Annotated in this window: 23 protein-coding genes; 21 read left to right on the plus strand and 2 right to left on the minus strand. The window is 62.0% G+C overall.

Annotated elements, in window-relative coordinates; genetic code table 11:
* The first annotated feature begins 97 nt into the window (after positions 1 to 97).
* On the plus strand, positions 98 to 1,003 hold the full coding sequence (locus tag PF1751_RS14185) for an AraC family transcriptional regulator (protein WP_021493047.1): 906 nt from the start codon (positions 98 to 100) through the stop codon (positions 1,001 to 1,003).
* Here PF1751_RS14185 and PF1751_RS14190 read toward each other — a convergent pair.
* Positions 1,000 to 1,911: a LysR family transcriptional regulator gene (locus tag PF1751_RS14190; RefSeq protein ID WP_042572296.1), complete on the minus strand. Its 912-nt coding sequence runs from the start codon at positions 1,909 to 1,911 to the stop codon at positions 1,000 to 1,002. The genes PF1751_RS14185 and PF1751_RS14190 overlap by 4 nt on opposite strands.
* 117 nt (positions 1,912 to 2,028) lie before the next feature.
* Here PF1751_RS14190 and PF1751_RS14195 point away from each other — a divergent pair, with 117 nt between their 5' ends.
* From PF1751_RS14195 to PF1751_RS14290, 20 genes are all read left to right on the plus strand, one after another.
* Entirely contained in the window at positions 2,029 to 3,024 is a 996-nt protein-coding gene (locus tag PF1751_RS14195; RefSeq protein ID WP_044287246.1) for an aldo/keto reductase, read from the plus strand.
* Between the two features lie 133 nt (positions 3,025 to 3,157).
* Positions 3,158 to 5,152 carry a methyl-accepting chemotaxis protein gene (locus PF1751_RS14200; protein WP_010210236.1) on the plus strand — a complete coding sequence of 665 codons (1,995 nt, stop codon included), beginning with the start codon at positions 3,158 to 3,160 and terminating at the stop codon, positions 5,150 to 5,152.
* A gap of 81 nt (positions 5,153 to 5,233) precedes the next feature.
* A complete protein-coding gene (locus PF1751_RS14205; RefSeq protein WP_044287247.1) occupies positions 5,234 to 5,692 on the plus strand; it encodes an SRPBCC family protein in 459 nt (152 codons plus the stop codon).
* Positions 5,693 to 5,789: 97 nt separating this feature from the next.
* Positions 5,790 to 6,236 (plus strand): DUF411 domain-containing protein, encoded by a 447-nt coding sequence (locus PF1751_RS14210; RefSeq protein WP_044287248.1) that lies wholly within the window; start codon positions 5,790 to 5,792, stop codon positions 6,234 to 6,236.
* Positions 6,233 to 6,676 (plus strand): YqaA family protein, encoded by a 444-nt coding sequence (locus PF1751_RS14215; RefSeq protein ID WP_010210225.1) that lies wholly within the window; start codon positions 6,233 to 6,235, stop codon positions 6,674 to 6,676. Before PF1751_RS14210 ends, PF1751_RS14215 begins: the two co-directional genes overlap by 4 nt.
* Positions 6,677 to 6,720: 44 nt before the next feature.
* Positions 6,721 to 7,722 carry an alpha/beta fold hydrolase gene (locus tag PF1751_RS14220; RefSeq protein ID WP_044287249.1) on the plus strand — a complete coding sequence of 334 codons (1,002 nt, stop codon included), beginning with the start codon at positions 6,721 to 6,723 and terminating at the stop codon, positions 7,720 to 7,722.
* 26 nt (positions 7,723 to 7,748) lie between these two features.
* The gene (locus tag PF1751_RS14225; RefSeq protein WP_044287250.1) at positions 7,749 to 8,702 is read left to right on the plus strand and encodes a D-2-hydroxyacid dehydrogenase family protein; all 954 of its coding nucleotides are present in this window, start codon (positions 7,749 to 7,751) and stop codon (positions 8,700 to 8,702) included.
* A 503-nt stretch (positions 8,703 to 9,205) separates the two neighbouring features.
* Positions 9,206 to 10,759 (plus strand): glycogen synthase GlgA, encoded by a 1,554-nt coding sequence (glgA, locus tag PF1751_RS14230; protein WP_010210217.1) that lies wholly within the window; start codon positions 9,206 to 9,208, stop codon positions 10,757 to 10,759.
* A gap of 20 nt (positions 10,760 to 10,779) precedes the next feature.
* Positions 10,780 to 12,525, plus strand: a complete 1,746-nt coding sequence (gene treZ / locus PF1751_RS14235) for a malto-oligosyltrehalose trehalohydrolase (protein WP_044287251.1) — start codon at positions 10,780 to 10,782, stop codon at positions 12,523 to 12,525.
* Positions 12,522 to 14,606, plus strand: coding sequence for a 4-alpha-glucanotransferase (malQ, locus tag PF1751_RS14240; RefSeq protein WP_010210215.1), 2,085 nt, complete (start codon positions 12,522 to 12,524; stop codon positions 14,604 to 14,606). Before treZ ends, malQ begins: the two co-directional genes overlap by 4 nt.
* Positions 14,603 to 17,341, plus strand: a complete 2,739-nt coding sequence (locus PF1751_RS14245; RefSeq protein ID WP_042572293.1) for a malto-oligosyltrehalose synthase — start codon at positions 14,603 to 14,605, stop codon at positions 17,339 to 17,341. Before malQ ends, PF1751_RS14245 begins: the two co-directional genes overlap by 4 nt.
* A gap of 24 nt (positions 17,342 to 17,365) precedes the next feature.
* The gene (locus PF1751_RS14250) at positions 17,366 to 17,638 is read left to right on the plus strand and encodes a DUF2934 domain-containing protein (RefSeq protein ID WP_010210212.1); all 273 of its coding nucleotides are present in this window, start codon (positions 17,366 to 17,368) and stop codon (positions 17,636 to 17,638) included.
* Between the two features lie 119 nt (positions 17,639 to 17,757).
* Positions 17,758 to 19,917, plus strand: a complete 2,160-nt coding sequence (glgX, locus tag PF1751_RS14255; RefSeq protein ID WP_010210210.1) for a glycogen debranching protein GlgX — start codon at positions 17,758 to 17,760, stop codon at positions 19,915 to 19,917.
* Position 19,918: 1 nt separating this feature from the next.
* On the plus strand, positions 19,919 to 20,917 hold the full coding sequence (locus PF1751_RS14260; RefSeq protein WP_042572292.1) for an acyl-CoA dehydrogenase family protein: 999 nt from the start codon (positions 19,919 to 19,921) through the stop codon (positions 20,915 to 20,917).
* Positions 20,914 to 21,672 carry a PIG-L deacetylase family protein gene (locus PF1751_RS14265; protein WP_044287252.1) on the plus strand — a complete coding sequence of 253 codons (759 nt, stop codon included), beginning with the start codon at positions 20,914 to 20,916 and terminating at the stop codon, positions 21,670 to 21,672. Before PF1751_RS14260 ends, PF1751_RS14265 begins: the two co-directional genes overlap by 4 nt.
* On the plus strand, positions 21,669 to 22,268 hold the full coding sequence (locus PF1751_RS14270; RefSeq protein ID WP_010210204.1) for an SAM-dependent methyltransferase: 600 nt from the start codon (positions 21,669 to 21,671) through the stop codon (positions 22,266 to 22,268). Before PF1751_RS14265 ends, PF1751_RS14270 begins: the two co-directional genes overlap by 4 nt.
* Positions 22,265 to 22,924, plus strand: a complete 660-nt coding sequence (locus PF1751_RS14275) for a glycosyltransferase family 2 protein (RefSeq protein ID WP_044287253.1) — start codon at positions 22,265 to 22,267, stop codon at positions 22,922 to 22,924. The genes PF1751_RS14270 and PF1751_RS14275 overlap by 4 nt, the downstream gene beginning before the upstream one ends.
* Positions 22,925 to 23,102: 178 nt before the next feature.
* Positions 23,103 to 23,864, plus strand: coding sequence for a PIG-L deacetylase family protein (locus tag PF1751_RS14280; RefSeq protein ID WP_010210200.1), 762 nt, complete (start codon positions 23,103 to 23,105; stop codon positions 23,862 to 23,864).
* Positions 23,865 to 24,002: 138 nt separating this feature from the next.
* Positions 24,003 to 25,037, plus strand: coding sequence for an alpha/beta fold hydrolase (locus PF1751_RS14285; RefSeq protein ID WP_044287254.1), 1,035 nt, complete (start codon positions 24,003 to 24,005; stop codon positions 25,035 to 25,037).
* A complete protein-coding gene (locus PF1751_RS14290; RefSeq protein ID WP_044287255.1) occupies positions 25,037 to 25,516 on the plus strand; it encodes a cytochrome P460 family protein in 480 nt (159 codons plus the stop codon). The genes PF1751_RS14285 and PF1751_RS14290 overlap by 1 nt, the downstream gene beginning before the upstream one ends.
* On the opposite strand, the gene PF1751_RS14295 is transcribed toward PF1751_RS14290, so the two are convergent.
* Positions 25,489 to 26,886, minus strand: a complete 1,398-nt coding sequence (locus PF1751_RS14295; protein WP_010210197.1) for an amino acid permease — start codon at positions 26,884 to 26,886, stop codon at positions 25,489 to 25,491. The genes PF1751_RS14290 and PF1751_RS14295 overlap by 28 nt on opposite strands.
* Positions 26,887 to 26,925 lie beyond the last annotated feature (39 nt).

Consider the following 26,925-nt stretch of genomic DNA (forward strand, 5'->3'; position numbering starts at 1 on the left):
TGTCTCCTGATGGGTTCGTGTACTAAGTCTGTTGGTTATAAAAAATCGCCTCAATAGTCTAAAGTAGCGATTACTTGCTCTTGAGTCTTTCCCTTAGATGAATTCGTCCAGTGCACTTGTCGATTGGTTATTAGACAGCCTTGAACTCGACACCAGCCTGTTCCATGTGGGTCGCTACTGCGGCGATTGGCATGCGAGCACCCATGGCCTGGCGAGCGCGAGTTTCCACCTGATCGTACAGGGCCGGTGCTGGCTGCATATCGACGGCGACACCACAGCCCATCGGCTGGACAACGGCGATGCGGTGTTCCTGTTGCGCGACTTGGAATATCGCCTCTCCGGCGAACCCACGGCGGCGGGCGCGCAGGAATGTCCCCGCGTGCCAATGGTGCCCCTGGACAGCGCCGCCAGCGATGGCGTCGGCCTGGTGTGTGGTTTTTTTCACTTCCAGTCCGGTTTGTCAGCGATGATCGTCGACACCCTGCCCGCGTGGATCATCTTGCGTGCGGGCGATCCCTCACTGACCGCCGCACGCAACCTGTTCGAACTGATCCTGCAAGAATGCGAGCGCTTGCCTGCGCCCTCTTCCGCGTTGCTTGAACGGCTTTGCCACCTGCTGTTTCTGTACGTCCTGCGCCAACAGGTGCTGGACAACAGCGCACTGGGTGGCCTGGCCGCGCTGGCGCGGCAGCCGGCGTTTGCCGACCTGCTGGAACAGTTGATCGCCCGCCCGGCCGATGCCTGGACCCTGGAAAGCATGGCCGCCTGCACCGGGTTGTCGCGCTCGGCGTTTTTCAAGCGCTTCAATGAACTGTGCGGACAATCGCCGGGGCAGGTGCTGTTGATGATGCGCATGCGCCATGCCTGCCAGTTGTTCAAGCAGAACCAGACGGTGGCGGATGTTGCAGTGGCGGTGGGTTATCAGTCGGTGGCGGCGTTTACCCGGGCGTTTCACAAAGTGACTGGGCAACAGCCTGGCGCTTATCGCAAGGCACAGGCTTAGCGCCGCAACCCGGTGCCGGGCGTGGCGCAGAGTTCGACCAGCCAGTCCACGAACACCCGTACGCGCAGGGACAGTTGACGATGCGGCGGGTAGAGGGCCGAGAGCGCCATTTTCGGTACCGCCAACCGTGGCAACACCTCCACTAACGTCCCCGCGGCCAGTTGGCGCATGGCGTGATAATGCGGCGCCTGGATCAAGCCGAACCCAGCCTCGCAGGCCGCGAAGTAGCCATCGGAACTGTTCACCGCCAGGCCCTTTGGCAGGTTGACGGTCTGCCATTCGCCACCCACCTCGAACTCCAGGCCAAACCGTTTGCCACTGGCGCTGGAGACGTACTCGACCATCTGATGGTTGGCCAGGTCTTCAAAAGACGTGGGAACACCCCTGCGCTGCAGGTAGCAGGGACTTGCCAGGGTCAGTTGATCCATCATTGCCAGAGGCCGCGCCACCAGCGATTCATCCAGGGCCAGGCCACCGCGCAGCACGCAGTCCACACCCTCGCGGATCAGGTCCACGGGGCGGTCATTGAGGCCAATCTCCAACTCGATCTGCGGATACCGCGCGGTGAAGTCCGGCAATGCCGGGATCACGATCAAACGGCCGATGCCCGAGGGCATATCCACGCTCAAAGTCCCACGTGGACTCTGGCGGCTGGTGGAAAACACCGCTTCAGTTTCCTCAAGGTCCGACAGCAATTGCACGCAGCGCTGGTAATACGCGGCCCCATCCAGTGTAGGGCTGACCTGCCGCGTGGTGCGTTGCAACAGCTGTACGCCAAGGTGCGCCTCCAATTGCTTGATCAGCACCGTCACCGAGGCGCGGGGCAGTTGCAGGCTGTCGGCAGCCTTGGCAAAGCCACGCAGTTCGACGATCCGGGTGAACACGCGCATCGCGTTGAAACGGTCCAAACGCCGGCTCCTTGAGCTGATTATTTAGAAATTACGAACAGTGTTAGCGCTTTTAGCCGGTTTATCCCGATTTTGTCCAGCGTGACAATGCAGGCCTTCTCAACAAGGAGTTCCCCCATGCACACTCGCCAACTCGGTAACAACGGTCCCCTCGTCTCCGCCATCGGCCTCGGCTGCATGGGCATGAGCGATTTCTATACCCCCGGCAGCGACACGCGGGAAGCCACTGCAACGCTGCACCGCGCCTTGGAACTGGGCGTCAGCTTTCTCGATACCGCCGATATGTACGGCCCTCACACCAATGAACAATTAATCGGCAAAGCCATCGCCGGCAAGCGTGACCAAGTGTTCCTGGCCAGCAAGTTCGGCATCGTGCGCGACCCGGCACACCCGGCAGCGCGTGGCGTGGATGGCCGGCCGGAGTACATCCGCGAAGCCATCAACGGCACCCTGCAGCGGCTCGGTGTGGAGACGCTGGATTTGTACTACCAACACCGTATCGACCCACAGGTTGCTATCGAAGAAACCGTTGGTGCCATGGCCGAGCTGGTGCAACAGGGCAAAGTGCGCTACCTGGGCTTGAGCGAAGCCTCGGCCGCCACCCTGGAGCGCGCCCACAAGGTGCACCCGATCAGCGCCCTGCAAAGCGAGTATTCGCTGTGGAGCCGCGACCAGGAACACAACGGCTGCCTCGCCGCCTGCCAACGCTTAGGCATTGCGTTTGTGCCCTACAGCCCGCTGGGCCGTGGTTTTCTGACCGGCGCACTGCAAAGCCCGGACGACTTCGGCGCCGATGACTACCGTCGCTTCAGCCCGCGCTTCCAGGGCGAAAACTTCGGCAAAAACCTGCAGTTGGTGAAGCAGGTACAGGCCTTGGCAGCCGACAAAGGTGTCAGCGCCGGGCAACTGGCACTGGCCTGGGTATTGGCCCAGGGCGACTACATCATTCCGATTCCCGGCACCAAGCAGCGTAAGTATCTGGAAGAGAATGTGGCAGCCCTCGCGATCAGCCTCAGCCCGGCCGAATTGGCAACGCTGGAGGCGATCTTCCCCGTTGAAGCGACCGCCGGCTTGCGCTACCCGGAAGCGGTGATGGCCATGCTGGATATCTGAACGAGGGAGCGCCCTCAACAGGCGCTCGCTTTTCTTGCACGATCGTACCTCAAGCTCTTTCCACCCAGGCCGATAGCCCTACGAAGCTCTAACAAAGCCGCGTCGATAATAAACGCTTCGTAAGGACGACCCCATGCCCCCACTGCGCTCCATCCAAGCCCGCTATACCCTGTTCCTGGTGCTGTTCGTCCTGGTGTTATTTGTGTTGACCGTCGTGGGCATCGGCCAGTTGGTCGCCCCCACGCTGCGTCACACCGAAGAGCAGGTGGTGCTCAACCGCATCGCCGAGGTGGCTGAACAGATCCAGGGCGAGCTGAACAAGGTTCAGTCCCAGCAACGCAGCATTACCCAGACCGTCCCGTTGCTCGACAGCGATGCCATCGACAAGGTCCTGCCTGGCCTGGTCGACCAGTATGGCGAGCTGAAAGTCTTCGGTGGCGGGATCTGGCCGCTGCCTAACCAGCGCACACCGGGGCGCAACAAACACAGCACCTTCTGGCACCGCGACGCCTCGGGCAAGTTGGCGGTGAATACCTTCTGGAACAGCGACCCCGCCCCCAACTACTACGACCAGAGCTGGTACAAAGGCGGCCTGGCCTCGCCACGCGGCCAGTGCGCCTGGGCCGCCGCCTACAAGGACGACGCCAGCCAGGAGCCGCGCACCAACTGCGCCATGGCCATCCAGCGCGACGGCGTGCCCTATGGCGTCGCCACCATCGACGTGACCCTGGGCTTTTTCAATGACCTGGTGGCCAGCAAAGAGAAAGACATCGGCGGGCAAATGCTGATCGTCGAAGGCGACGGCAAGATCATCAGCAACAGCACGCGTATCAGCAGCCCGGTGGTGCTCAAGAACATCAGCGAACTCACCGGCACCTCCGCGTTCGCCGCCCAGGTCAGCAAAGCCCTGGCCCAACGCGACCAGGCGCTGCAACGCAGCGAGTTCGACAACCAGGGCGTGGCCAGCACCTTTTACATGCGCCCGATCGCAGGCACACCGTGGTTCCTTGCCACCGCCCTGCCTACCGCGTTGATTACCGCCCAGCGCGATGACGTTCTCGGCACCCTGGCCCTGCTGCAAATCCCCATGGTGCTGTTGCTGGTGCTGCTCGCCGTGTATGCGATCCGTCAACTGGTACAGCGCATGAAGTCGCTGAAAACCAATATCGACGCACTGTCCACCGGCGATGCCGACCTTACGCGACGCATCACCATTCGCGCTGAAGACGAACTGGGTGCCATCGGCCACTCGGTAAACCGCTTTATCGTCTACCTGCAGAACATGATTGGCGAAGTCACCCAAGCAACCGGCGCCATGTCGTCGAGCCTTGAGCAACTGCAGCGGACCTCGGCGCACACCAACCAGATCCTGGTGCGGCATGCCTCGGAGACCGACCAGACGGTCACGGCCATCACCGAGATGAGCTCCACTGCTGACACCGTCGCGCAAAACGCCGCCGAAACCGCCGCGTTCACCCAGCGCGCCAATGAGCATGCCGACCGTTCCCGCGTCGTCGTGGGTGAAGCGTCCAACAGCGTCAGCGCCTTGATTGGCGAAGTGTCCAGCGCCACCCACAGCGTGGAAAACATGCGCCAGGACGCGGCGCGCATTACCGAAACCCTTGGCGTAATCGGTGCGATCGCCGGCCAGACCAACCTGCTCGCCCTTAACGCCGCCATCGAAGCTGCGCGCGCAGGCGAGCAGGGTCGTGGATTTGCAGTAGTGGCCGACGAGGTCCGCGCGCTCGCCGCACGCACTCAGGCCAGCACCTCGCAGATCAACGAAATGCTCACGCGCCTGACTGCCGGCGTCAGCTCCTCGGTAGCGGCCATGGAAAACACCCAGGCCAGCTGCCAGTCGGCGGCGGATGCCACGGCGCGGGTGAACACCGGCCTGGATGAAATGGCCGGCTCTGTCAGCCACATCAACAACCTCAGCACCCAGATCGCCACGGCGGCCGAGCAGCAAAGCGCGGTAACCGAGGAGATCAACCGAAGCATGGTGCAGATCCGACAAATGGTCGAAGAGCTGGTGCAGAGCGGCCATGCCACCGAAACCAACACGCAAAGCCTGTTGGATGCGAATGGTCGGGTAATCGCGCTGATGGGTCGATTCAAAGTGCGCTGATAAACGGCTGAAACACTCCCGTGCAATGTGCGGGAGTGGGACTATTCTGACAGCTCCTAGTCGCAACACAGGAGGTGTGGCATGCGAGCTGCCGAGCAGGCGGTCCGTTTGGAGCGGATCAGTCAGGAACGCTTTATCAAGGCCCCCATCGATGCTGTCTATGACTATGTGACCCAACCGGATCGCTGGCACGAATGGCATCCCACGTCCCTCAGTGCCGATACCGGCACCACCGGCTCACTGCCTGCCGGTGCGCGCTTCACCGAATTCATCGACTTGCTGGGGGTCCGCGTCCCCATGAGTTACCGTGTGCAGATCGCCCGGCGCCCTCGCGAATTCAAGACGGTGTTCACCTCCCTGGCCGTTGATGGTTCCATCCACTACTTCCTGCTGCCCCATCAGGGCGGCACGCTGTTCAAGCGGGTGCTGACCTACGAGACCGAGCTGCAATTGGCCACCTTGCATGAGCGCATGATCGAGTTGTCGGCCGTCGCCCTCGATCAGCTCAAACACCGGTTGGAAAACCCACCCTTCGTATAATTTGGAAACATTCCCACCGGCCAGGCGCTGGCTTGCCTGCGATGACAGCGTCATGATCGCCGCCATCCCAACGGCCATCTCCTACACGCGAGTTTCTATGAAAACCACATTGCGCCTGGCCCTGCTGTCAGCCCTCTTCACCACTACCCTGGCCCAAGCTGCCGAGCTGATCCCCATCGACGTGCACCGCGACGCCAACTGCGGTTGCTGCAAAAAATGGATCAGCCACCTGCAAAGCAATGGCTTTAAGGTCAATGACCACGTCGAAGCCGACATGAGCGCCGTCAAGCAACGCCTGGGCGTGGCGCCGCGCCTGGGTTCGTGCCACACGGCCGTGATCGACGGCAAGTTCGTCGAGGGCCATGTGCCTGCCGAACAGGTGCTGGCCTTGCGCAAACGTGACGACCTGCTGGGCGTCGCCGCGCCGGGCATGCCCATGGGCTCACCCGGCATGGAAGTCGAAGGCCGCAGCGAGGCCTATCAAGTCATTGGCCTGACCCGTGAGGGCAAAGACGTGGTGGTGGCTGAATACCCGGCGCAATGATCGCGGGCTATCTGGGGTTATTCTTCGCCGCCTTTGGCGCCGCGACACTGCTGCCACTGCAATCGGAAGCCGTGCTGGTGGGCTTGCTGCTCAGCGGGCATTACAGCCTGTGGCTGTTGCTGGGCATTGCCACGCTGGGCAATGTGCTGGGCTCGGTGGTGAACTGGTGGCTGGGGCGCTGGGTTGAGCACTTCAAGACACGACGCTGGTTTCCCGTCAGCGACAAACAGTTGGACAAGGCTCGCAATCATTACGAGCGCTGGGGGCATTGGACGCTGTTGCTCAGTTGGGTGCCGATCATTGGCGACCCGCTGACCCTGGTGGCCGGGGTGATGCGCGAGCCGTTATGGCGATTCCTATTGCTGGTGACCCTGGCCAAAAGCGTGCGTTATGGCGTGCTGGCTGCCGTGGCGTTGCAATGGGTGTTAATCCCCACTTAATCGTCTCGCAACAGCATCCGAGCACCCTTCTCGGAGCCCTGCCAATGCCCCTGACCCGCGCTTTTTGCATCGCCAGCCTGCTCGCCGCCACCGCCGCCCCGGCATTCGCCGCTACGTACGGTCCCGAGCTGCAAGGCTTTGAATACCCCTACCCGCTTCAGCATTTCGAATTTCAATCCCAAGGCACGTCACTGCAGATGGGTTATATGGATGTGCCCGCCAAAGGGCAGGCCAACGGCCGCAGCGTGGTGCTGATGCATGGCAAGAACTTCTGCGGCGCCACCTGGGAAAGCTCGATCAAGGCCCTCAGCGACGCCGGTTACCAGGTGATCGCGCCGGACCAGATCGGCTTCTGCAGTTCCAGCAAGCCCGACCATTATCAATACAGCTTCCAACAGTTGGCGACCAACACCCATCAACTGCTGGAAAAGCTCGGCATTCAAAAGGCCACCGTCATCGGCCATTCAACCGGTGGGATGCTCGCCACGCGTTACGCGCTGATGTTTCCCGAGCAGACCGAGCAGCTTGGCCTGGTAAACCCCATCGGCCTGGAAGACTGGAAGGCGCTGGGGGTGCCCTCCCTCACCGTCGACCAATGGTATGCGCGTGAGTTGAAAGTCAATGCCGACGGCATTCGAAACTACCAGCTCAACACCTACTATGTCGGGCGCTGGAAGCCCGAGTACGAGCGTTGGGTGGACATGTACGCCGGTCTGAGCAACGGCCCGGGGCATACGCGGGTTGCATGGAACTCAGCGTTGATTTACGACATGATCTTCACCCAGCCGGTGTACTACGAGTTCAAGAACCTGCAGATGCCCACGCTGCTGCTGATCGGCACGTCGGACAACACTGCCATTGGCAAAGACGTCGCGCCGCCGGCGGTCAAGGCCAAGCTTGGTGACTATGCCGTGCTGGGCAAACAAGTGGCCCAATTGATTCCTCATGCAACCCTGGTGGAATTCCCGGGCCTGGGGCATGCACCGCAGATGGAGGAACCGGCCCGGTTTCACACGGCGCTGTTGCAGGGCTTGAACGCGCTTTAATCCAACCTTTAACGAGGCACTCGTGAATGTCGGTACAGATCGCAGTCATTGATGATTGGCAGCATGTGGCCAGTGACGTGGTGAATTGGTCGGTGCTAGAGGCCGTGGGCCAGGTGCATTTCCTGCACGACTACCCGACGGACACCGCCACCATGATCGAGCGTTTGAAGGGTTTCGAGGTGATTTGCGTGATGCGCGAACGCTCGACCTTCGACAAGGCCCTGCTGCAAGGTTTGCCGAAGCTCAAGCTGCTGGTGACCGGCGGCATGCGCAACGCAGCCATTGACCTACCGGCTGCCAGGGCGCTGGGCATCACGGTATGCGGCACCGACAGCTATAAACACGCAGCACCGGAGTTGACCTGGGCGCTGATCATGGCCTCTACGCGCAACCTGCTGGCCGAGGCCAACGCCTTGCGTGCAGGCCACTGGCAGGTTGGCCTGGGTGGCGATCTGTACGGCAAAACCCTGGGGGTTCTCGGCCTGGGCAGCATTGGCCAGAAAGTGGCGAAGTTTGCCCAGGTGTTCGGCATGCGGGTAATTGCCTGGAGCGAAAACCTTACGCCAGAACGTGCGGCGGAATCGGGCGTGACCTGGGTCAGCAAGCAAGCCCTGTTTGAACAGGCAGATATTCTTACCGTGCACCTCGTGCTCAGTGACCGCAGCCGGGGGCTGGTGGATGCCGAGGCGCTGGGGTGGATGAAACCGAGCGCTCGCCTGGTTAACACCGCCCGTGGGCCGATTGTGGATGAGTCGGCGCTGGTGCAGGCCTTGGAAAGCGGTCGCCTGGCAGGAGCGGCGCTGGACGTGTATACCGAGGAACCCTTGCCGGTGGACCACCCGTTCCGTCGCCTGCCAAACGTACTGGCCACGCCCCATGTGGGGTATGTGAGCGAACAGAATTATCGGCGGTTCTACGCGCAGATGATCGAAGACATTCAAGCGTGGGCGAACGGCGCGCCCATTCGCGTGCTGGGCTGACGCACCAATCAGGAGCGTGCGCCCCATGGTGTGATTGCCATAACGCCCCCTGTAGGAGCGAGCGTGCTCGCGGAAAGCCCGAGAGCACCGCGTTCTACCTGATGCGCAGTGGCGCCGCGATGGTTTTCGCGAGCACGCTCGCGCCTGCGGCTTAAAGGCCGAATTCAAAGCAGCATATCGTTACAAGTATTTTGTCCTACAAAATCTTCGTAGAAACCCTACGGGCTCTAGGATATGTCCTAGACTGATGACCGATGGGTCCGTTCCAAAACAAAAACCCCGCAAAAAATCGAAACTTTCCAACTCTGCCGTAGGTCCAGTTTTAAGGTAGGCGAGCACGCGTGATTCACGCGAAATGCCCGTCCATCCAATCTTTTTTGGCTAACCGTGCAACTGGCATACGCCTTGCCAGTTTGTACAGTGCTTGCGCGCCTGGCCGCAGGATGCGGTCATCGGAGCTAGTGGCAGCGGGCCATTAGCCGACCAACATGTGGGAGAGAACTATGATCAGTGCCGCTGTAAATATTCAGGGAGAGCGTGTCAGTCAGCCGGTAGGGGGACCTTCGCTGGTCGACCTGCCCACCACTGTGCGGCCGATCGTGAGTCAGAATCCTAATCGCAAGAAAGTCCTGTTCGTGACCTCCGAATTCGCCGACCTGGTAAAGACCGGCGGCCTGGGCGATGTGTCCGCGGCCCTGCCCCGCGCCATGGCCCACCTGCACGATGTGCGGGTGCTGATTCCGGGCTACCCGCAGGTGATGGAAAGCGATAACCCGATCCATATCATCGGTGAGCTGGGTGGCCACGCCGCGCTGCCACCCTGCAAGATCGGGCGAATGGACCTCAAGGACGGCCTGGTCATCTATGTACTGATCTGCCCCGAGTTGTATGAGCGCGAAGGCACGCCCTACGGCGCCAACAACGGCCGCGACTGGCCGGACAACCACATTCGTTTCGCCCGCCTGGGCCTGGCCGCCGCCGACATGGCCGCTAACCTTGCGCAGATCCACTGGTGCCCGGACCTGGTGCACGCCCACGACTGGCCCGCTGGCCTGGCGCCGGCGTATATGCACTGGCGTGGGTCACGCACGCCGACGCTGTTCACCATTCATAACCTGGCCTACCAAGGCGTGATCAGCCTGGCCTCCACGCCGGAACTGGGCATTCCGCCCCACGCCCTGCAGCAGGAAGGCATGGAGTTCTACGGCAAGATGTCCTACCTCAAGGCCGGCATGGCGTACTCCAGCCACATCACCACGGTGAGCGCCACCTACGCCCGGGAAATCACCACCCCTGAATTCGGCTGCGGCCTGGATGGCTTTCTGGCCAGCAAGACCCAGCAAGGCTTGCTCAGCGGCATTCCCAACGGCATTGAAGACAGCTGGGAAACCTCCACCGACCCGCACCTGACTCACAACTTCAACATAGGCGACTGGGAGGGCAAAGCGGTTAACGCCGCTCAAGTGCGCGAGCTGTTTGGCCTGAGTGAATCCACCGGCCCACTGTTCGCCGTGGTCTCACGCCTGGTGTTCCAGAAAGGCCTGGACCTGACTGAAGCCGTTGCCAGCTTTATTGTCGAGCAAGGTGGGCAGATCGCGATCATCGGTCGCGGCGAACCGGAAGAAGAGAATGCCATGCGTGAACTGGCGCTGCGCTTTCCCGGCCAGATCGGTGTGCGCATCGGCTTCAACGAGACCGATGCCCGGCGCATGTTCGCCGGCAGTGACTTCCTGCTGATGCCGTCGCGCTATGAGCCGTGCGGCCTGAGCCAAATGTATGCCCAGCGCTTCGGCTCGCTGCCGGTCGCGCGCAATACCGGCGGCTTGGCTGACACCATCGAAAATGGCGTGACCGGTTTTCTGTTCAATGAATCCACGGTCGACAGCTACAAAGAAGCCTTGAGCCGCGCGTTCAAGGTGTTTGCCTACCCTGGCCTGCTCAATGCCATGCGCTGCCGGGCGATGACACAACCGTTCAATTGGAGCCAGGCGGTGGAACCCTACGCCGAACTGTATGAGCAACTGGTGGCTAAAGCACTGGGGAAATCCGCTAAATAACCAACGGGAGGTCTCTATAGATGCCGTTACGGACTCTGGAAACCTGGCCCCACGGCGCAATCATGCTGGACGCGCAACACACGCGTTTTGCCTTGTGGGCGCCAGACGCGTTTTATGTCAGCGTTGAATTGGAAAACGGCAAGTCCGTCGCCATGCTGCCCCAGGCAGAAGGCTGGTTTGAAACTGAAATAGCGTGCCCGGCGGGCACGCGCTACCGCTTCAATATCGACGGGGAAATGGATGTACCCGACCCTGCCTCCAGGGCCCAGGCCTCGGATGTACACGGTTGGAGCGTGGTGGTCGATCCCCTCGCCTATCAATGGCGTCACAGCCAGTGGCAAGGCCGCCCCTGGCACGAGGCCGTCATTTATGAGCTGCACGTCGGCGCGATGGGCGGCTATGCCGGCGTCGAGAAACATCTGCCACGCCTGGCCGAGCTGGGCGTGACTGCCATTGAATTGATGCCGCTGGCGCAATTTCCCGGTGAACGCAACTGGGGTTACGACGGCGTCCTGCCCTACGCGCCCCAAGCCTCCTACGGCACGCCCGACCAACTCAAGCACCTGATCGACAGTGCCCACGAACATGGCCTGGCGGTAATCCTCGACGTCGTTTACAACCACTTCGGCCCCGACGGTAACTACCTTGGCCAATACGCCAAAGGCTTCTTCCAGGAAGACGTGCACACGCCCTGGGGCGCGGGTATCGACTTCGATCGGCGTGAAGTACGGGACTTCTTCCTGGATAACGCCTTGATGTGGCTGCTCGAATATCGCTTCGACGGCCTACGCCTGGACGCCGTACACGCCATCGATAACCCGGACTTTCTCAAACAACTGGCTCACCGCGTTCGTGAGCAAGTCGACACGGGCCGACACGTCTGGCTGATGCTGGAAAACGAACTTAATCAAGCCAGCCTCCTGCAGCACGATTTTGACGCGCAATGGAATGATGACTTTCATAACGTCCTACACGTACTGCTGACCGGCGAAACCGACGCCTATTACAGCGACTTTGCCCAGGCGCCTACCGCCAAACTGGCGCGCTGCCTGGGCGAAGGCTTTATCTACCAGGGCCATACCACTCGCCATGGCCATGAACGCGGCGAACCCAGCGGGCACCTGCCGCCGAGCGCGTTTGTGGCGTTTTTGCAGAATCATGACCAGATCGGCAACCGTGCCCTGGGCGAGCGCCTGCATCAACTGTGCTCGCCCCAGGCGTTAGAGGCGGCGACGGCCCTGCTGCTGCTCTCACCCATGATCCCGCTGATGTTCATGGGCGACGAAGTCAACGCCAGCGAGCCCTTCCTGTTTTTTACCGACCACCATGGCGAACTGGCGGAAGCCGTACGCGAAGGCCGTCGTAACGAGTTCGCCGACTTCGCCGCGTTCCATGACCCGCAGCGACGTGAACGCATCCCTGATCCCAATGCGCTGGCGACTTTCCAGCAGTCGGCCCCGACCTTTGCAGACCATCCACACGCCCAGCTCTACCGCCAACTGCTGAACCTGCGCCACCACCACATCGTGCCGCACGTGCCGGGCAGCCTCGCGCTGGGCGCGCAGGTGCTGGCCGACGGTGCCGTCAGCGCGCGCTGGCGCCTGGGTAATGGCAGTCTGCTGCAGATCGACCTCAACCTGAGTGCCACGCCGCTGGATCATCCGGCCGCGGGGCCTGTCCTTTTCGAAACGCCTGCCAACCTCGGTGCCCACCTGCCGCCGTACAGCGCACGCGTTACCCTATCCCCTGTTGGAGAGCACCCTTGAGCGAAGCGAACCTGGAAATCCTCGCCAGCCGAGCGGGACTGGCCGTCGATTGGATCGACGCAAACGGCCGCCCGCAACGTGTAAAACCCGACGCCCTGCGCGCCGTTCTCAAAGGTCTGGGCCACCCGGCCGACAGCGATGCCGAGGTCGACGCCAGCCTGCTCGAACTGGAACGAGCGCAACAAGACACACACCTGCCGCCGCTGATGACCATCGACAGCGGCGAAGGCCTGGACCTGGCCCGCTACTTTGAACCCGACACCCTGTGTCGAGTCAGCCTCGAAGACGGCGAAACCCTGGATCTGCGCCTCGATGGCGACGCGGTGCTGCCGGGCGTCATCGCACTCGGTTATCACCAGGTGCATATCGCCGAACAGACCTTCACCTTGGCCGTCGCGCCTACCCATTGCTACAGCGTGGCCGAGGCCGTCGACAGCCGCCCGGCCCGCGCCTGGGGCCTCAGCGCGCAACTGTATAGCTTGCGCCGCCTGGGCGATGGCGGGTTTGGCGACACCCTGGCCCTGGAACACCTGGCCCGTTCGGCCGCCGAGCGCGGTGCCGATGCCCTGGCGATCAGCCCAATGCACGCGATGTTCAGCGCCGACACCGAGCGCTACAGCCCGTATTCGCCGTCGAGTCGTTTGTTCCTCAACAGTTTGTACGCCTCGCCGGGCTGCATCCTGGGTGAGCGCGAAGTGCGCAATGCCATCGACGCTTTAGGCCTGACGGATGAGCTGCACGACCTGGAACAACACACCCTCATCGACTGGCCCACGGCCGCCAAGGCCAAGCAACGCCTGCTGCGGGCGCTGTATGAGGACTTCCGCCACGGCCAGCATCCACAACACGCCGACTTCTTGAGTTTCCGCCAGGCCGGTGGTGAAGCGCTGGAAAACCACTGTCGCTTCGAAGCCGTGCAAGCGGCGCGTGCCGCCAAAGGTGAAGACCTCGACTGGCGCCACTGGCCCGAAGACTGGCGCAACCCGCAGAGCCCGGCGCTGGTCGCTTTCGCCGCAGCAAACGCGGATGAGATCGGCTATTTCGCCTTCAGCCAGTGGCTGATCGCCCGCTGCCTGGAACGTGCGCAACAAGCTGCCCGCGGCAGTGGCATGGGCGTCGGCTTGATTGCAGACCTGGCCGTGGGCGCTGACGGCGGTGGCAGCCAGGCCTGGAGTCGCCAGGACGAATTGCTTGCGAATCTGACCGTGGGCGCGCCACCCGATATCCTCAACCGTGCCGGCCAAGGCTGGGGCATCTCCGCGTTCTCCCCAGAAGGGCTTAAGCGCCATGGTTTCCGTGCATTTATCGAAATGCTGCGCGCCAACTTCGCCCATGCCGGTGGCTTGCGCATCGACCATGTGATGGGCCTGCAACGCCTATGGGTGATCCCCATGGGTGCCTCGCCGCGTGAAGGCGCCTACCTGTATTACCCAGTGGACGACCTGCTGCGCCTGCTGGCCTTGGAATCCCACCGCCACCACGCGATCGTGCTCGGAGAAGACTTGGGCACGGTACCGGACGGCCTGCGCGAAAAACTTATCGCGCGCTCGATCCTGGGTATGCGCGTGTTGTTGTTCGAGCAAAACCACGACGGCCAGTTCAAGCCGATCCTCGACTGGCCGGACAACGCCCTGGCCACCACCAGCACCCATGACCTGCCGACCCTCAACGGTTGGTGGCACAGCCGTGATATCGACTGGAACGTCCAGCTTGGCCTGATCGATGCGCCCACCGTGGAACAATGGAGCGAACACCGCCTGCGCGAACGCCAGGCGCTGCGCCAGGCCTTGAGCCAGGACCCGCAGAACTTCGTCGAAGAAATCCGCAATGAAACCGACCATATGATCGACGCCAGCGTGCGTTACCTCGGCCATACCCGCGCCCCGCTGGTGCTGTTGCCACTGGAGGACGCCCTCGGCGTGGAGGAACAGGCCAACCTCCCTGGCACCACCGACACCCACCCTAATTGGCGCCGCCGCCTGCCGGGCGAGGCGTCAAGCCTGCTCGACAATGCCGGCGCAGCACGCCGCCTCGAACTGTTGGCCGTCGCGCGCAACCAAGCCTACGAGCGTGACCGATGAAAGCACTGCCCCTGCGCGCTACCCAGCGCCTGCAATTCCATAAAGGTTTCACCCTGGACGACGCGGTGCCGCTGGTGCCCTACTTCGCCCGTCTCGGCATCAGCCACCTGTACGCTTCACCGCTGCTCAGCGCCCGCGCCGGTTCCATGCACGGCTACGACGTGGTCGACCCCACCCGCGTAAACCCGGAATTGGGAGGCGAAGCCGCCTTGCGTCGTCTGGTCGCCGCGTTGCGTGAACACGGGATGGGCCTGATCCTCGATATCGTCTCCAACCATATGGCGGTGGGTGGTGCGGATAATCCTTGGTGGCTGGACCTGCTGGAATGGGGGCGCATGAGCCCCTACAGCGAGTTCTTCGATATCCAGTGGCACTCGCCCGACCCGCTGCTCAAAGGCCAGTTACTGATGCCGTTCCTTGGCAGCGATTACGGCGAAGCCTTGCAGAACGGCACCGTGAGCCTGCAGTTTGATGCGACCCACGGCGCGTTCTACGTTGAGCATTACGAACATCGTTTTCCGATATGCCCACGGGATTACGCGACGATCCTGGGTAACGATGAATTACTCAGGCCGTTGTCCGACCGCTTCAGCGCCCTGGCCTACCAGGACGATGCTTACCACGAAGCCGCCTGGCTCAAACAGGCACTGGCCGAACGGGCCACTGAAGAACCCGTACGCCAGGCCATCGAGGCGCAGCTGGCGACGTTCGACTTCGACCGCCTGCATAATCTGCTCGAACAACAGGCCTATCGCCTCGCCAGCTGGCGCACCGCAGCGGACGACATCAACTGGCGACGCTTCTTCGATGTCAACGAATTGGGCGGCTTGCGCGTAGAGCGCACCGCGGTATTTGAAGCCACCCATGGCAAGATCTTCGAACTGATCAGCGAAGGCCTGGTGGATGGCCTGCGCATCGACCATATCGACGGCCTTGCCGACCCGCGCGGGTATTGCCGCAAACTGCGCCGCCGGGTGGATGCGCTGGCGCCGGACCGGCATTTGCCGATCTTCGTGGAGAAGATCCTCGGCGAAGGCGAAACCCTGCGCACCGATTGGCAAGTGGACGGCACTACCGGCTACGAGTTCATGAACCAGCTGTCCCTGCTGCAACATCACCCGGACGGCTTCGAGCCTTTGGCCCAATTGTGGACCCGTCACAGTGAACGGCCTGCGGCGTTCATCGAAGAAGCGCGGCTGGCGCGCCAGCAAATCCTCAACGGCTCCCTCGGCGGCGACTTTGAAAGCGTGGCACAAGCCCTGCTGCAAGTGGCCCGCGACGATGTGATGACCCGCGACCTGACACTAGGTGCCATCCGCCGTGCCTTGCAGGAACTGATTGTGCATTTCCCGGTGTACCGCACCTACATCAGCGCGCGTGGGCGCAGCGCTGCTGACGACACGCTATTCAAGCAAGCCATGGACGGCGCACGCACAACCCTGGGCGAAGGCGACTGGCCGGTGCTCGACCACCTGGAAAAATGGCTGGGCGGTGAGCCCTGGCGAAATCGCCCGGTGGGCCGTGAACGCAAGATCCTCAAGCATGCTTGTGTGCGCTTCCAGCAATTGACTTCCCCCGCCGCCGCCAAGGCCGTGGAAGACACCGCGTTCTATCGCTCGGCGGTACTGCTGTCGCGCAACGACGTGGGCTTCAGCACGGAACAGTTCAGCGCGCCATTGAGCGACTTTCATGCGGTCAACCAGCAGCGCCTGCAGACTTTTCCCCACAACCTGCTGGCCACTGCCACCCATGACCACAAGCGCGGCGAAGACACTCGCGCACGCCTGGCGGTGTTGAGTGAGTGCGCGCCGTGGTACGTCGAACAGGTGGAGCATTGGCGCACCCTCGCCGCGCCGTTGCGTACCGATGCAAGCACGCCGTCGGCCGGCGATGAATTGATCCTGTATCAGGTCCTGCTGGGCAGTTGGCCGCTGGATCAGGGCGCTGACTTTGCTGCCTACCAGCAGCGCCTGTGGCAGTGGCAACAAAAAGCCCTGCGCGAAGCCAAGTTGCAGAGCAGCTGGAGCGCGCCCAACGAGGCTTATGAACAAGGCGTCGAAGCGTTCCTTTCACGGCTGCTGCTAAGCGAGGACGGCCGCGCTCTACGGACCGCCATCGGCAATGCTGCTCAAGCGATCGCCCCTGCCGGTGCGCTGAATGGCCTGGCGCAATCCTTGCTTCGTCTCACCGTGCCAGGTGTACCGGACCTGTACCAGGGCGTTGAGTTCTGGGATTTCAGCCTGGTAGACCCGGACAACCGTCGCCCGGTGGATTTCAGTGCACGGCAAGAGGCGCTGGCTACCCCTGCGGATATCGGCGAACTGTTGTTCAACTGGCGTGACGGGCGTATCAAACAGGCGCTGATTGCTCAGGTGTTGGCCGTGCGCATGGCCCATCCCGAGCTGTTCCGCAGCGCCACCTACACACCGCTGGAAGTGGTCGGCAAACACGCCGAGCGGGTGGTCGCCTTTTGTCGCGAACACCAGGGCAAACGCTTGCTGGTGGTGGTGCCACGTTGGCCCCATGACCTGCTTGAAAACGGTGTGCATCCCCAGATCAATGCGCAGGTTTGGGGCGATACACGGGTGAAACTACCGTTCGCCGCGACAACTCAAAACTGGAAGGGACTTTTTCATACAGGCGCAGTCACACCAGACAAGGAGCTGTTGGTTAGCGCTGCCCTGGGGGATTTCCCGGTCAATGTCTTTATCAATCCTGATGATCAAGAAAGCTGAAAATTTTCTGTGAGGAGCATTGTGATGAGTACTGAAGACAAACGCATACGCGAACTGGCGCATCAGATCTGGGAGTCCGAAGGCAAACCCCATGGTGAAGATGCGCGGCACTGGGAGATGGCGCGCAAACTGGCGGAGGCCGAAGCGCTGACGCCGAGCAAGCCCAAGGCAGCCGTCAAACCCAAGGCTGGCGCCCCCAAGCCGCCGGCAAAAGCCAAGCCCGCGACGGCCGCGGCCAGCAAGCCGGCGCCACCGGCCGCTAAAAAGCCAGCCGCGCCGAAAAAGCCCAAGCCTTGACCCCTCACCTCTTGCCGACGCTGTCGGCAAGAGGTGATTTCAACTACCAGACTCTCAGCTGAAATATCGTCAGCAAGGCCGCGTTCGGCCTGAAAAAAGACCCTTGCAGGAGCAACTCAATGCGCAAACCCGATAAAACCCCTTCGACGCCGGGCAATGAGCCGTCGCGAATTCGTGAAGGTTTGCCCTTCCCCCTTGGCGCCACTTGGGACGGCCTGGGCGTCAACTTTGCCTTGTTCTCGGCCAACGCGACCAAGGTCGAGCTGTGCCTCTTCGATGATTCCGGCGAAGTGGAACTGGAGCGAATCGAACTGCCGGAATACACCGACGAAACCTTCCACGGTTACCTGCCCGACGCCCACCCCGGGCTGATTTACGGCTACCGCGTGTACGGCGCGTATGACCCGGCCAATGGCCATCGTTTCAACCACAACAAATTGCTGATCGACCCCTATGCCAAGCAACTGGTGGGCGAACTGAAGTGGTCCGAAGCACTGTTTGGCTACACCATCGGCCACCCGGACGACGACCTCAGTTTCGACGAACGCGACAGTGCGCCCTTCGTGCCCAAGTGCAAGGTCATCGACCCGGCACACACCTGGGGCAATGACCAACCCGTGCGTGTGCCATGGGATCGCACGATCATCTACGAGACCCACCTGCGCGGCATCAGCATGCGCCACCCTTCCGTGGGCGAATCCGTGCGCGGCACCTGCGCCGGGCTGATGGAAGACGACGTACTCAAGCACATTCGCCAGTTGGGCGTATCGTCGGTCGAATTGCTGCCCGTGCATGCCTTCGTCAATGACCAGCACCTGCTGCAAAAAGGCATGACGAACTATTGGGGTTACAACAGCATCGCGTTTTTCGCCCCTGACCCGCGTTACCTGGCCAGCGGCAAGATCGCCGAGTTCAAGGAAATGGTCGCGCACCTGCATGAGCAGAAGCTGGAAGTGATTCTCGACGTGGTCTACAACCACACCGCCGAAGGCAACGAGCGCGGCCCGACCCTGTCCATGCGCGGTATCGACAACGCGTCGTACTACCGTCTGATGCCCGATGACAAGCGCTTTTATATCAACGATTCCGGCACCGGCAATACCCTGGACCTGAGCCATCCGTGCGTGTTGCAGATGGTCACCGACTCCTTGCGTTACTGGGCCAATGAGATGCACGTCGACGGTTTCCGCTTCGACCTGGCGACTATTCTTGGCCGTTACCGCGATGGTTTCGATGAGCGCCACAGTTTCCTGGTCGCCTGTCGCCAGGACCCGGTATTGCGCCAGCTCAAACTGATCGCCGAGCCCTGGGACTGCGGCCCAGGCGGCTATCAGGTGGGTAACTTCCCACCGGGCTGGGTCGAATGGAACGACCGTTTCCGCGACACCGTGCGCGCGTTCTGGAAAGGCGATGACGGCCAGTTGGCGGATTTTGCCGGGCGCATGACCGCTTCGGGCGAGATGTTCAACCATCGGGGCCGCCGCCCCTACAGCTCGGTGAACTTCATCACCGCACATGATGGTTTCACCCTGCACGACCTGGTGTCCTACAACGACAAGCACAACGAAGCCAACGACGAAAACAACCAGGACGGCAGCAACAACAACCTGTCCTGGAACCACGGCGTCGAAGGACCGACCGATGACCCGGAAATCAACGAACTGCGCCTGCGCCAGATGCGCAATTTTTTCGCAACCCTGCTGCTGGCCCAAGGTACACCGATGATCGTGGCGGGTGATGAGTTCGCCCGTACCCAGCACGGCAACAACAACGCCTACTGCCAGGACAGCGAGATCGGCTGGGTCAACTGGGACTTGGACGACGACGGCAAGGCCCTGCTCAAGTTTGTGAAACGCCTGATCAAACTGCGCCTGGCCTACCCGATTCTGCGGCGTGGACGCTTCCTGGTGGGCGACTACAACGAAGATATCGGCGTGAAGGACGTCACCTGGCTCGCGCCGGATGGCAATGAAATGACCACCGAACAGTGGGAAGACAGCCACGGCCGTTGCCTGGGGATGCTGATGGATGGCCGTGCGCAGGAAACCGGGATCCGCCGTGCCGGCGCGGATGCCACCTTGCTGCTGGTGGTCAACGCCCATCACGACATGGTCAATTTCCGTCTGCCACCGGTGCCCGAAGGCGAGTTCTGGACCTGCATGCTTGATACCAATTCCCCAGCAGTGCGGGGCCAGGAGCGCTTTGATTTCGATCATGAGTACGCGGTGACCGGCCGTTCGTTGCTCCTGTTTGAATTGCAGCGTGAAGACGAGGTGTGACATGGCTCCGCATGGAATCCTTCAAGGCTACCGGGGCTATGCGGACACGCACGCCCTGGGCGCGGCCCTGAAGGCACTTCAGGAAGAAGGCCTGGACCAACTGCCTTTGCCGGGCAGCGGTCAGACGCTCGAACGGTTCAGTCGCCTGGCGCAGGTGGCAGGCCATGACCTGCGCTTGTGCAAGCTGTTCGAAGGCCACACCGATGCGCTGGCAATCATGGCTGAACTCAATAGCCCGTCACCGCCCTTGGGTAGCACCTGGGGCATGTGGGCAGCCGAGCCCCCCACCGCCAAGGTGCGCGTGTTCAAAGACGGCCATCGCCTTAAGGTACAAGGGCGTAAGGCCTGGTGCTCCGGCGCGGCGGTGGTCAGCCATGGGTTGTTGACGGCCTGGGACGAAGAAGACCGCCAGCAGTTGGTGGCGGTTGCCATGGATCAACCGGGCATCATCGTGTCGGACGAAGGTTGGAACGCCGTGGGCATGGCCGCCACCGGCAGTGTGGACGTCGTGTTTGACGAAGCCTGGGGGATCGCCGTGGGCGGACCGGGGGATTACCTCGCCCGCCCGGGTTTCTGGCAAGGCGGCATTGGCATTGCCGCCTGCTGGTACGGCGCGGCGCAACGCCTGGCGGAAGTCCTGCGTGACCAGTGCAGCAAGCGCCCTGAGCCCCATGCCCTCGCCCACCTTGGCGCGGTCGACAGCGCGCTGAACAGTGCCGCGTGTGTACTGCGCGCCAGCGCGGAACGGGTCGACCACGCCCCAAAGGCCAATGCCAGGATGTGGGCCCAACAGACGCGGGCCTGCATCGAAGACACGGTCGAGCAAGTCATGCGCCACGTCGGCCGGGCCGTCGGAGCCGGGCCTTATTGCAAGGATCCGCACTTCGCCCAGTTGATGGCGGACTTGCCGGTGTATGTGCGCCAGAGTCACGCCGAACGCGACTTGGCCAGCCTCGGCGAATGCGTCGCCGGTGAACCCCCAGGGAGGTGGCAATTATGAAACCCAATCCGATCGTCGGCCAAGGCACGCCGCTGCATCGATGGCAGGCGTCGTCAAAGCTGGCCGAACTGCAGTGGATCAGTGTTGAGCAGTTGGTGCCCGAAGGTCATCGCGCGGTGATCGTTGCGCCCCACCCAGATGATGAGGTGCTGGGTTGCGGTGGCCTGATGCAGGGTCTAGCGGCGCTGGGCCGAGCGATCCAACTGATTTCGGTCACCGATGGCAGTGCCAGTCATCCGGGCTCGCGGCGTTGGCCGGTTGAGCGTTTGAGTGTCGTGCGCCCCCAGGAATCGGCGCAGGCCCTGCATCGTCTCGGCTTGCCGCTGCACAGTCTGCAATGGCTGCGCGCAGGGTTTACCGACAGCAAGGTGGCAGCGCGGGAAGAAGAACTGACGGCCTTCATTCAGCGTTATCTCAAACCCACCGACGTGGTGTTCACCACCTGGCGCGAAGACGGTCATTGCGACCATGAGGCCGTCGGCCGTGCCAGCGCCAAGGCCTCCCTTGCGTTAGGCGCCACCCTGTATGAACTGCCGGTGTGGACCTGGCATTGGGCAACCCCCGAAGACAGCCAGGTGCCCTGGCACCGCGCCCGCAAAATCCCGTTGAGCTGTGAAGCGGTAGCTCGCAAACGCCACGCCATCCATGCCTTCGCCAGCCAGTTGGAGGGCGATCCGCAGATCGGTCTGGGGCCCGTGTTGGCGCCCTACGTGGTGGAGCGCCTGCTGCAACCTTTTGAAGTGGTATTCGTATGAGTGTGGCTACCCCGTATTTCGACCAACTGTTCGCCGGGAACGATGACCCCTGGGCCTTCCGTCAACGCTGGTACGAGCGCCGCAAACGCGCGTTGACCCTGGCACTGCTCACGCGTGCGCGCTACACCTCGGTGTTCGAGCCCGGTTGCGCCAATGGCGAACTGAGCTTCGAGCTGGCAGCCCGCTGTGACCGCTTGCTGTGTTGCGACACGGCATCGGCGGCCGTTGCGTTGGCGCGCAGTCGTTTGTTGGGCTTTTCGCATGCCCAGGTGCAACAAAGCCGTTTGCCCGAACAGTGGCCCACGGGCCAGTTCGAGCTGATCGTATTGAGCGAGTTGTGTTATTACCTCGACGCCGATGACCTGTGCGCACTTATTGATCGTGCCCGCGCGTCGTTGACCGTCGACGGTCAGCTACTGGCGTGCCATTGGCGCCCCGTCATCGAAGGCTGCCCGCACACTGGCGAACAGGTGCACGCCCTGCTCCACGAGCGTTTGGACATGCCCCGCGTGGCCACTCATCACGAACACGACTTCCTTCTCGACCTGTGGAGCCGCGACGGCACTTCGGTCGCTACCCTTGAGGGCTTGCGATGATCGGCATTCTGATCCCGGTACACAACGAAGAGGCGCTGCTGGGCGACTGCCTGAAAGCGGCACTGATCGCGGCCAGCCATCCGGGTTTACTGGGTGAAACCGTCGTGGTCCTGGTGGTGCTGGACAGTTGCAGCGACGGCAGCGCCGCGATTGCCCAGGCCTACCCGGTGCAATGCCTGGAAGTCCAGGCACGCAATGTGGGTCACGTGCGTGGCGTGGGTGCGCGGCATCTGCTCAATCAGGGCGCCCGCTGGATTTCGTGCACCGACGCCGACAGCCGCGTGGCGCCAGATTGGCTGGTGGCCCAATTGGCGCTGGGCGCCGATGCCGTGTGTGGCACTGTCACTGTGGACACCTGGAGCGAGGATTTTGACCCTGCCGCACAGATTCGTTATCACCAGGGTTACGAGGCGCGGGACGGTCACCGGCATATCCACGGTGCCAACCTGGGAGTGAGTGCCAGTGCCTATGTCCGCGCCGGTGGTTTCGACCCCCTGCCGTGCCATGAGGATGTGCAGTTGGTGCGTAACCTGGAGCTGTGTGGCGCCTCCATCGCTTGGAGCCATTCCCCGCAAGTGATCACCAGTGCGCGCCTGGATGCCCGCGCACAGGGCGGTTTCGGGGATTACTTGAAGAGCCTGATGCTCGCCACTTGAAAAAAGCGACATTACAAAATGTAAAACCGACCAATCCTTGTCTATGCTGATGACGCCTTGCTAGCGTTCCAGGGTTGGAGTGCCATGCAACCACTGCGGCAGAGCCTGTGGTGGAAAAAGAGCGTCGTCCCGTCAACGGGCCACGACCCAGCATCAACCGACAAGGATGTGACACCCCATGAAGCTTGCTTCCTTAAGCGACGGCCGTCGCGGCCCTGAGCAAATCTGGAACAGCGCCCCGCAGCTGGCGCAAATTCCTCCTATCTCCCCGTCCTCATTGGTGCCACCCGGCGCACGCGTGGTCATCGTCGCGCCCCATCCCGGCGACGAAGTGCTGGCCTGTGGCGGCCTGCTGCAACTGCTCAGCACGCTGGAACACCCGCTGCAACTGATCTCCATCACGGATGGCAGTGCCAGCCATCCTGGCTCCAACGTCTGGCCGGCCAGCCGCCTCAGTGTGGTGCGCCCTCAGGAAAGTGCTGAAGCCTTGCGGCGCCTCGGTATGCCCTTGCACAGCCTGAAGTGGATTCGCGGCGGTTTCTGCGACAACGCCCTCGCCTCCCGTGAGCCGCAACTGAGTCAGTTCATTGCGCGCTACCTGCAGTCGGGCGATGTGGTGTTCAGTACTTGGCGCAACGATGGCAATGACGACCACGACAGCGTCGGCCGCGCCAGCGCCAAGGCCTGCGCCCTGGTGGGCGCGCAGCTGTATGAACTGCCGATCTGGGCCTGGCACTGGCCCGCTCGCGAAGGCGCGATCATCCCCTGGCAACGCGCACGCAAGGTGCGCCTGGACACCTGGAGCGTGGCGCGCAAGCTTCACGCCGCCCACGCCTATGCCAGCCAGTTGGCCGGTGATCCGGCGATCGGCCTGGCGCCCATGCTGGCCCAGGTGCTGCTGGAGAGAATGCGCGAACCTTATGAGATCGTGCTGTCGTAGCGCAGGGTTTGTATCGCAATGTGTACAGAGCCCACTGGGATACACCGTCTTTAACTCAAGCGGTTTCCTGAAACAGCACAGATACAACGCGGCGTTCAACTGAGCAGCAGGCACACATTCAGCCGCAGGAGGCTCGCCATGCACGCTCAATTGACTCGCCGCTTCACACACCGATCCCTTTTCCTGGCCCTGGCCTTGTCGCAATTCGGTGTGCTGGCCGTGGCCCATGCCGAAATGCCCGACGCGCCCACCCGCGCCGTCACCAGCGCGCAAACGGCCTTCGGTGCCCTCAAGCACATCAAGGCCGGTCTGCTGGATGTGGCCTACGCCGAAGTTGGCCCGGCCACGGGGCCGGCGGTGATCTTGCTGCATGGCTGGCCCTACGATATCGACAGCTACGCCCAGGTCGCCCCGCTGCTGGCGGCCAAGGGTTATCGCGTGTTGATCCCCTACGCCCGGGGCTATGGCGACACCCGTTTCCTCTCGGACAAGACCCTGCGCAACGGCCAACCGGCGGCGCTGGCCAGTGATGTGATCGACTTCATGGACGCGCTGAAGATCAAACAAGCCGTACTCGGCGGCTACGACTGGGGCGCGCGTTCGGCGAACATCGTTTCAGCGCTGTGGCCGGAACGGGTCAAGGCGCTGGTGTCGGTCAGCGGTTACCTGATCGGCAACCAGGCGGCGGGCAAGAATCCTTTGCCGCCTAAAGCCGAGCTGCAATGGTGGTATCAGTTCTACTTTGCGACCGAGCGCGGTGCCGCCGGTTATCAGAAGAACACCCACGATTTTGCCAAGCTGATCTGGCAACTGGCTTCGCCGCAATGGAAGTTCGATGACGCCACCTTCGACCGCAGCGCCAAGGGCCTGGAGAACCCGGACCATGTCGCGATCACCGTGTTCAACTACCGCTGGCGCCTGGGTCTGGTGCAGGGGGAAACGCAGTACGAGCCCTTGGAGCAGAAACTCGCCCAGGCGCCGTCGATTGGCGTGCCGACCATCACCCTCGAAGGCGATGCCAACGGCGCCCCGCACCCTCAACCTGAAGATTACGCCAAGCGTTTTACCGGCAAGTACGCGTTCCGCCTGATCAACGGCGGTGTGGGCCACAACCTGCCTCAGGAAGCGCCCGAAGCGTTTGCCAAGGCAATCATTGACGCGGATCACCTGTGATGAAGCGCCTGTGCATGGCCGCATTGGCCCTGGCGAGTTCGGCCTGTGCCTTGGCCGACAGCGCTCCGTCACCGATCTACGGCGTGACCATTCCCAACGGCTACCGCCAGTGGGAATTGGTGGCGCCCGCCCAGGAGGCCGATCCGTTGAACGAGCTGCGCGTGGTGCTGGGCAACAGTGCCGCGCTCAAGGCTTACCGAGAGGGCAAACTGCCTTTCCCGGATGGCACCGTCCTGGCCAAATTGGCGTGGAAGCATGAACAGTCGCCGGAGTTCAAGACTGCGTCCATCCCCGGCGCGGCGACCACGGTACAGTTCATGGTCAAGGACTCGAAGAAATACGCGTCCACCGGAGGCTGGGGGTTCGGCCGGTTCATCAATGGCAAGCCGGCCGATGAAGCGCAGCACCAGACGTGCTTTGCGTGCCACCAGGCATTGGTGAAGGATCGGGATTATGTCTTTACCAAACTGGCACCCTGAAAACGCGAGAACGGGTAGGCGATCCACAGCCAGATAAACCAGGCCGGCATCACGCACAGCGCCAGGCGTGTATCCGGCCGCAACGCCAGCAGGCCCAGCACAAACGCGAGAAACGCCAGCGAGAACCAGGCCATCAGCACCCCACCAGGCATCTTGTAGAGGGATTTGGCATGCAGGTCCGGACGTTTTTTGCGGTAGGCAATGTAGGACGCCAGGATCGTCGACCAGGTAAAGATCACCAGGATTGCCGACACGGTTGACACGATGGTAAAGGCGGTCATCACCTCCGGCACGACAAACAGCAACACCAGCCCCAGCAACATCAGCAAGGTGGTAAAGGCCAGGCTGATAAACGGCACGCTGCTCTTGGACAAACGCCGGAAGATCCCCGGTGCATCCCCCAGGTCTGCCAAGCCGAACAACATGCGGCTGGCGGAAAACACGCCACTGTTGGCCGACGATGCCGCCGAGGTCAGCACGACGAAATTGACGATGCCCGCCGCTGCCGGAAACCCCGCCACCAGGAACAACTCCACGAACGGGCTCTTGCTCGGCGAGACGTGCTGCCATGAGGTCACCGCGATGATGCATGCCAGGGCCAGCACGTAGAACAGGATGATGCGCAGCGGGATCGAGTTGATTGCCTTGGGCAGCGTCTTCTCCGGCGCACGGGTTTCGGCGGCGGCGGTGCCGATCAGCTCGGTGCCGGCAAAGGAGAAAATCGCCATCTGGAACCCGGCAAAAAAGCCGAACAGGCCATTGGGAAACGCGGCCTGCGGGTCCAATAAATGGGTGAATGAAGCCGTGACGCCGGTCGGCGAGACAAACGAACTGGCGATCAGGACCCCACTCACGCCGATCAAGGTCAGCACGGCAATGAGCTTGATGATCGCGAACCAGAACTCCACTTCGCCAAACAGCCTGACCGTCAATACATTCAACGCAAACAACGTGAGCAGCATGCCCACTGCCGGCATCCAGGCCGGCACATGGGGGAACCAGTACTGGAAGAAACCACCGACCACCACCGCGTCCCCGATCACCGCCACGCTCCAGCTCAACCAATACGACCAGCCCAGGAAAAACGCCGCGCGCGGCCCAAGGTAGGCGCCGGCAAAGTCGGCGAAGCTCTTGAAGTTGAGGTTCGACAGCAGGAGTTCGCCCATGGCGCGCATGACGAAATACACAAAGAGCCCGATGATCATGTAGATCAGGATGATCGAGGTGCCGGACAGCGCAATGATCTTGCCGGAGCCCATGAACAGACCGGTGCCGATTGCACCGCCCATGGCCATCAACTGGATATGGCGGTTGCTCAGGGTGCGTTGCAACGCAGGCTTCTCATAAAGCCCGGACGTGGTTGTTTTCATCACAAAACCTCTTGTTATGTTTTTGAGTTTTGGCAGAAG

This window comes from Pseudomonas simiae (genome assembly GCF_000934565.1).
Taxonomy (GTDB): Bacteria; Pseudomonadota; Gammaproteobacteria; order Pseudomonadales; family Pseudomonadaceae; genus Aquipseudomonas; species Aquipseudomonas simiae.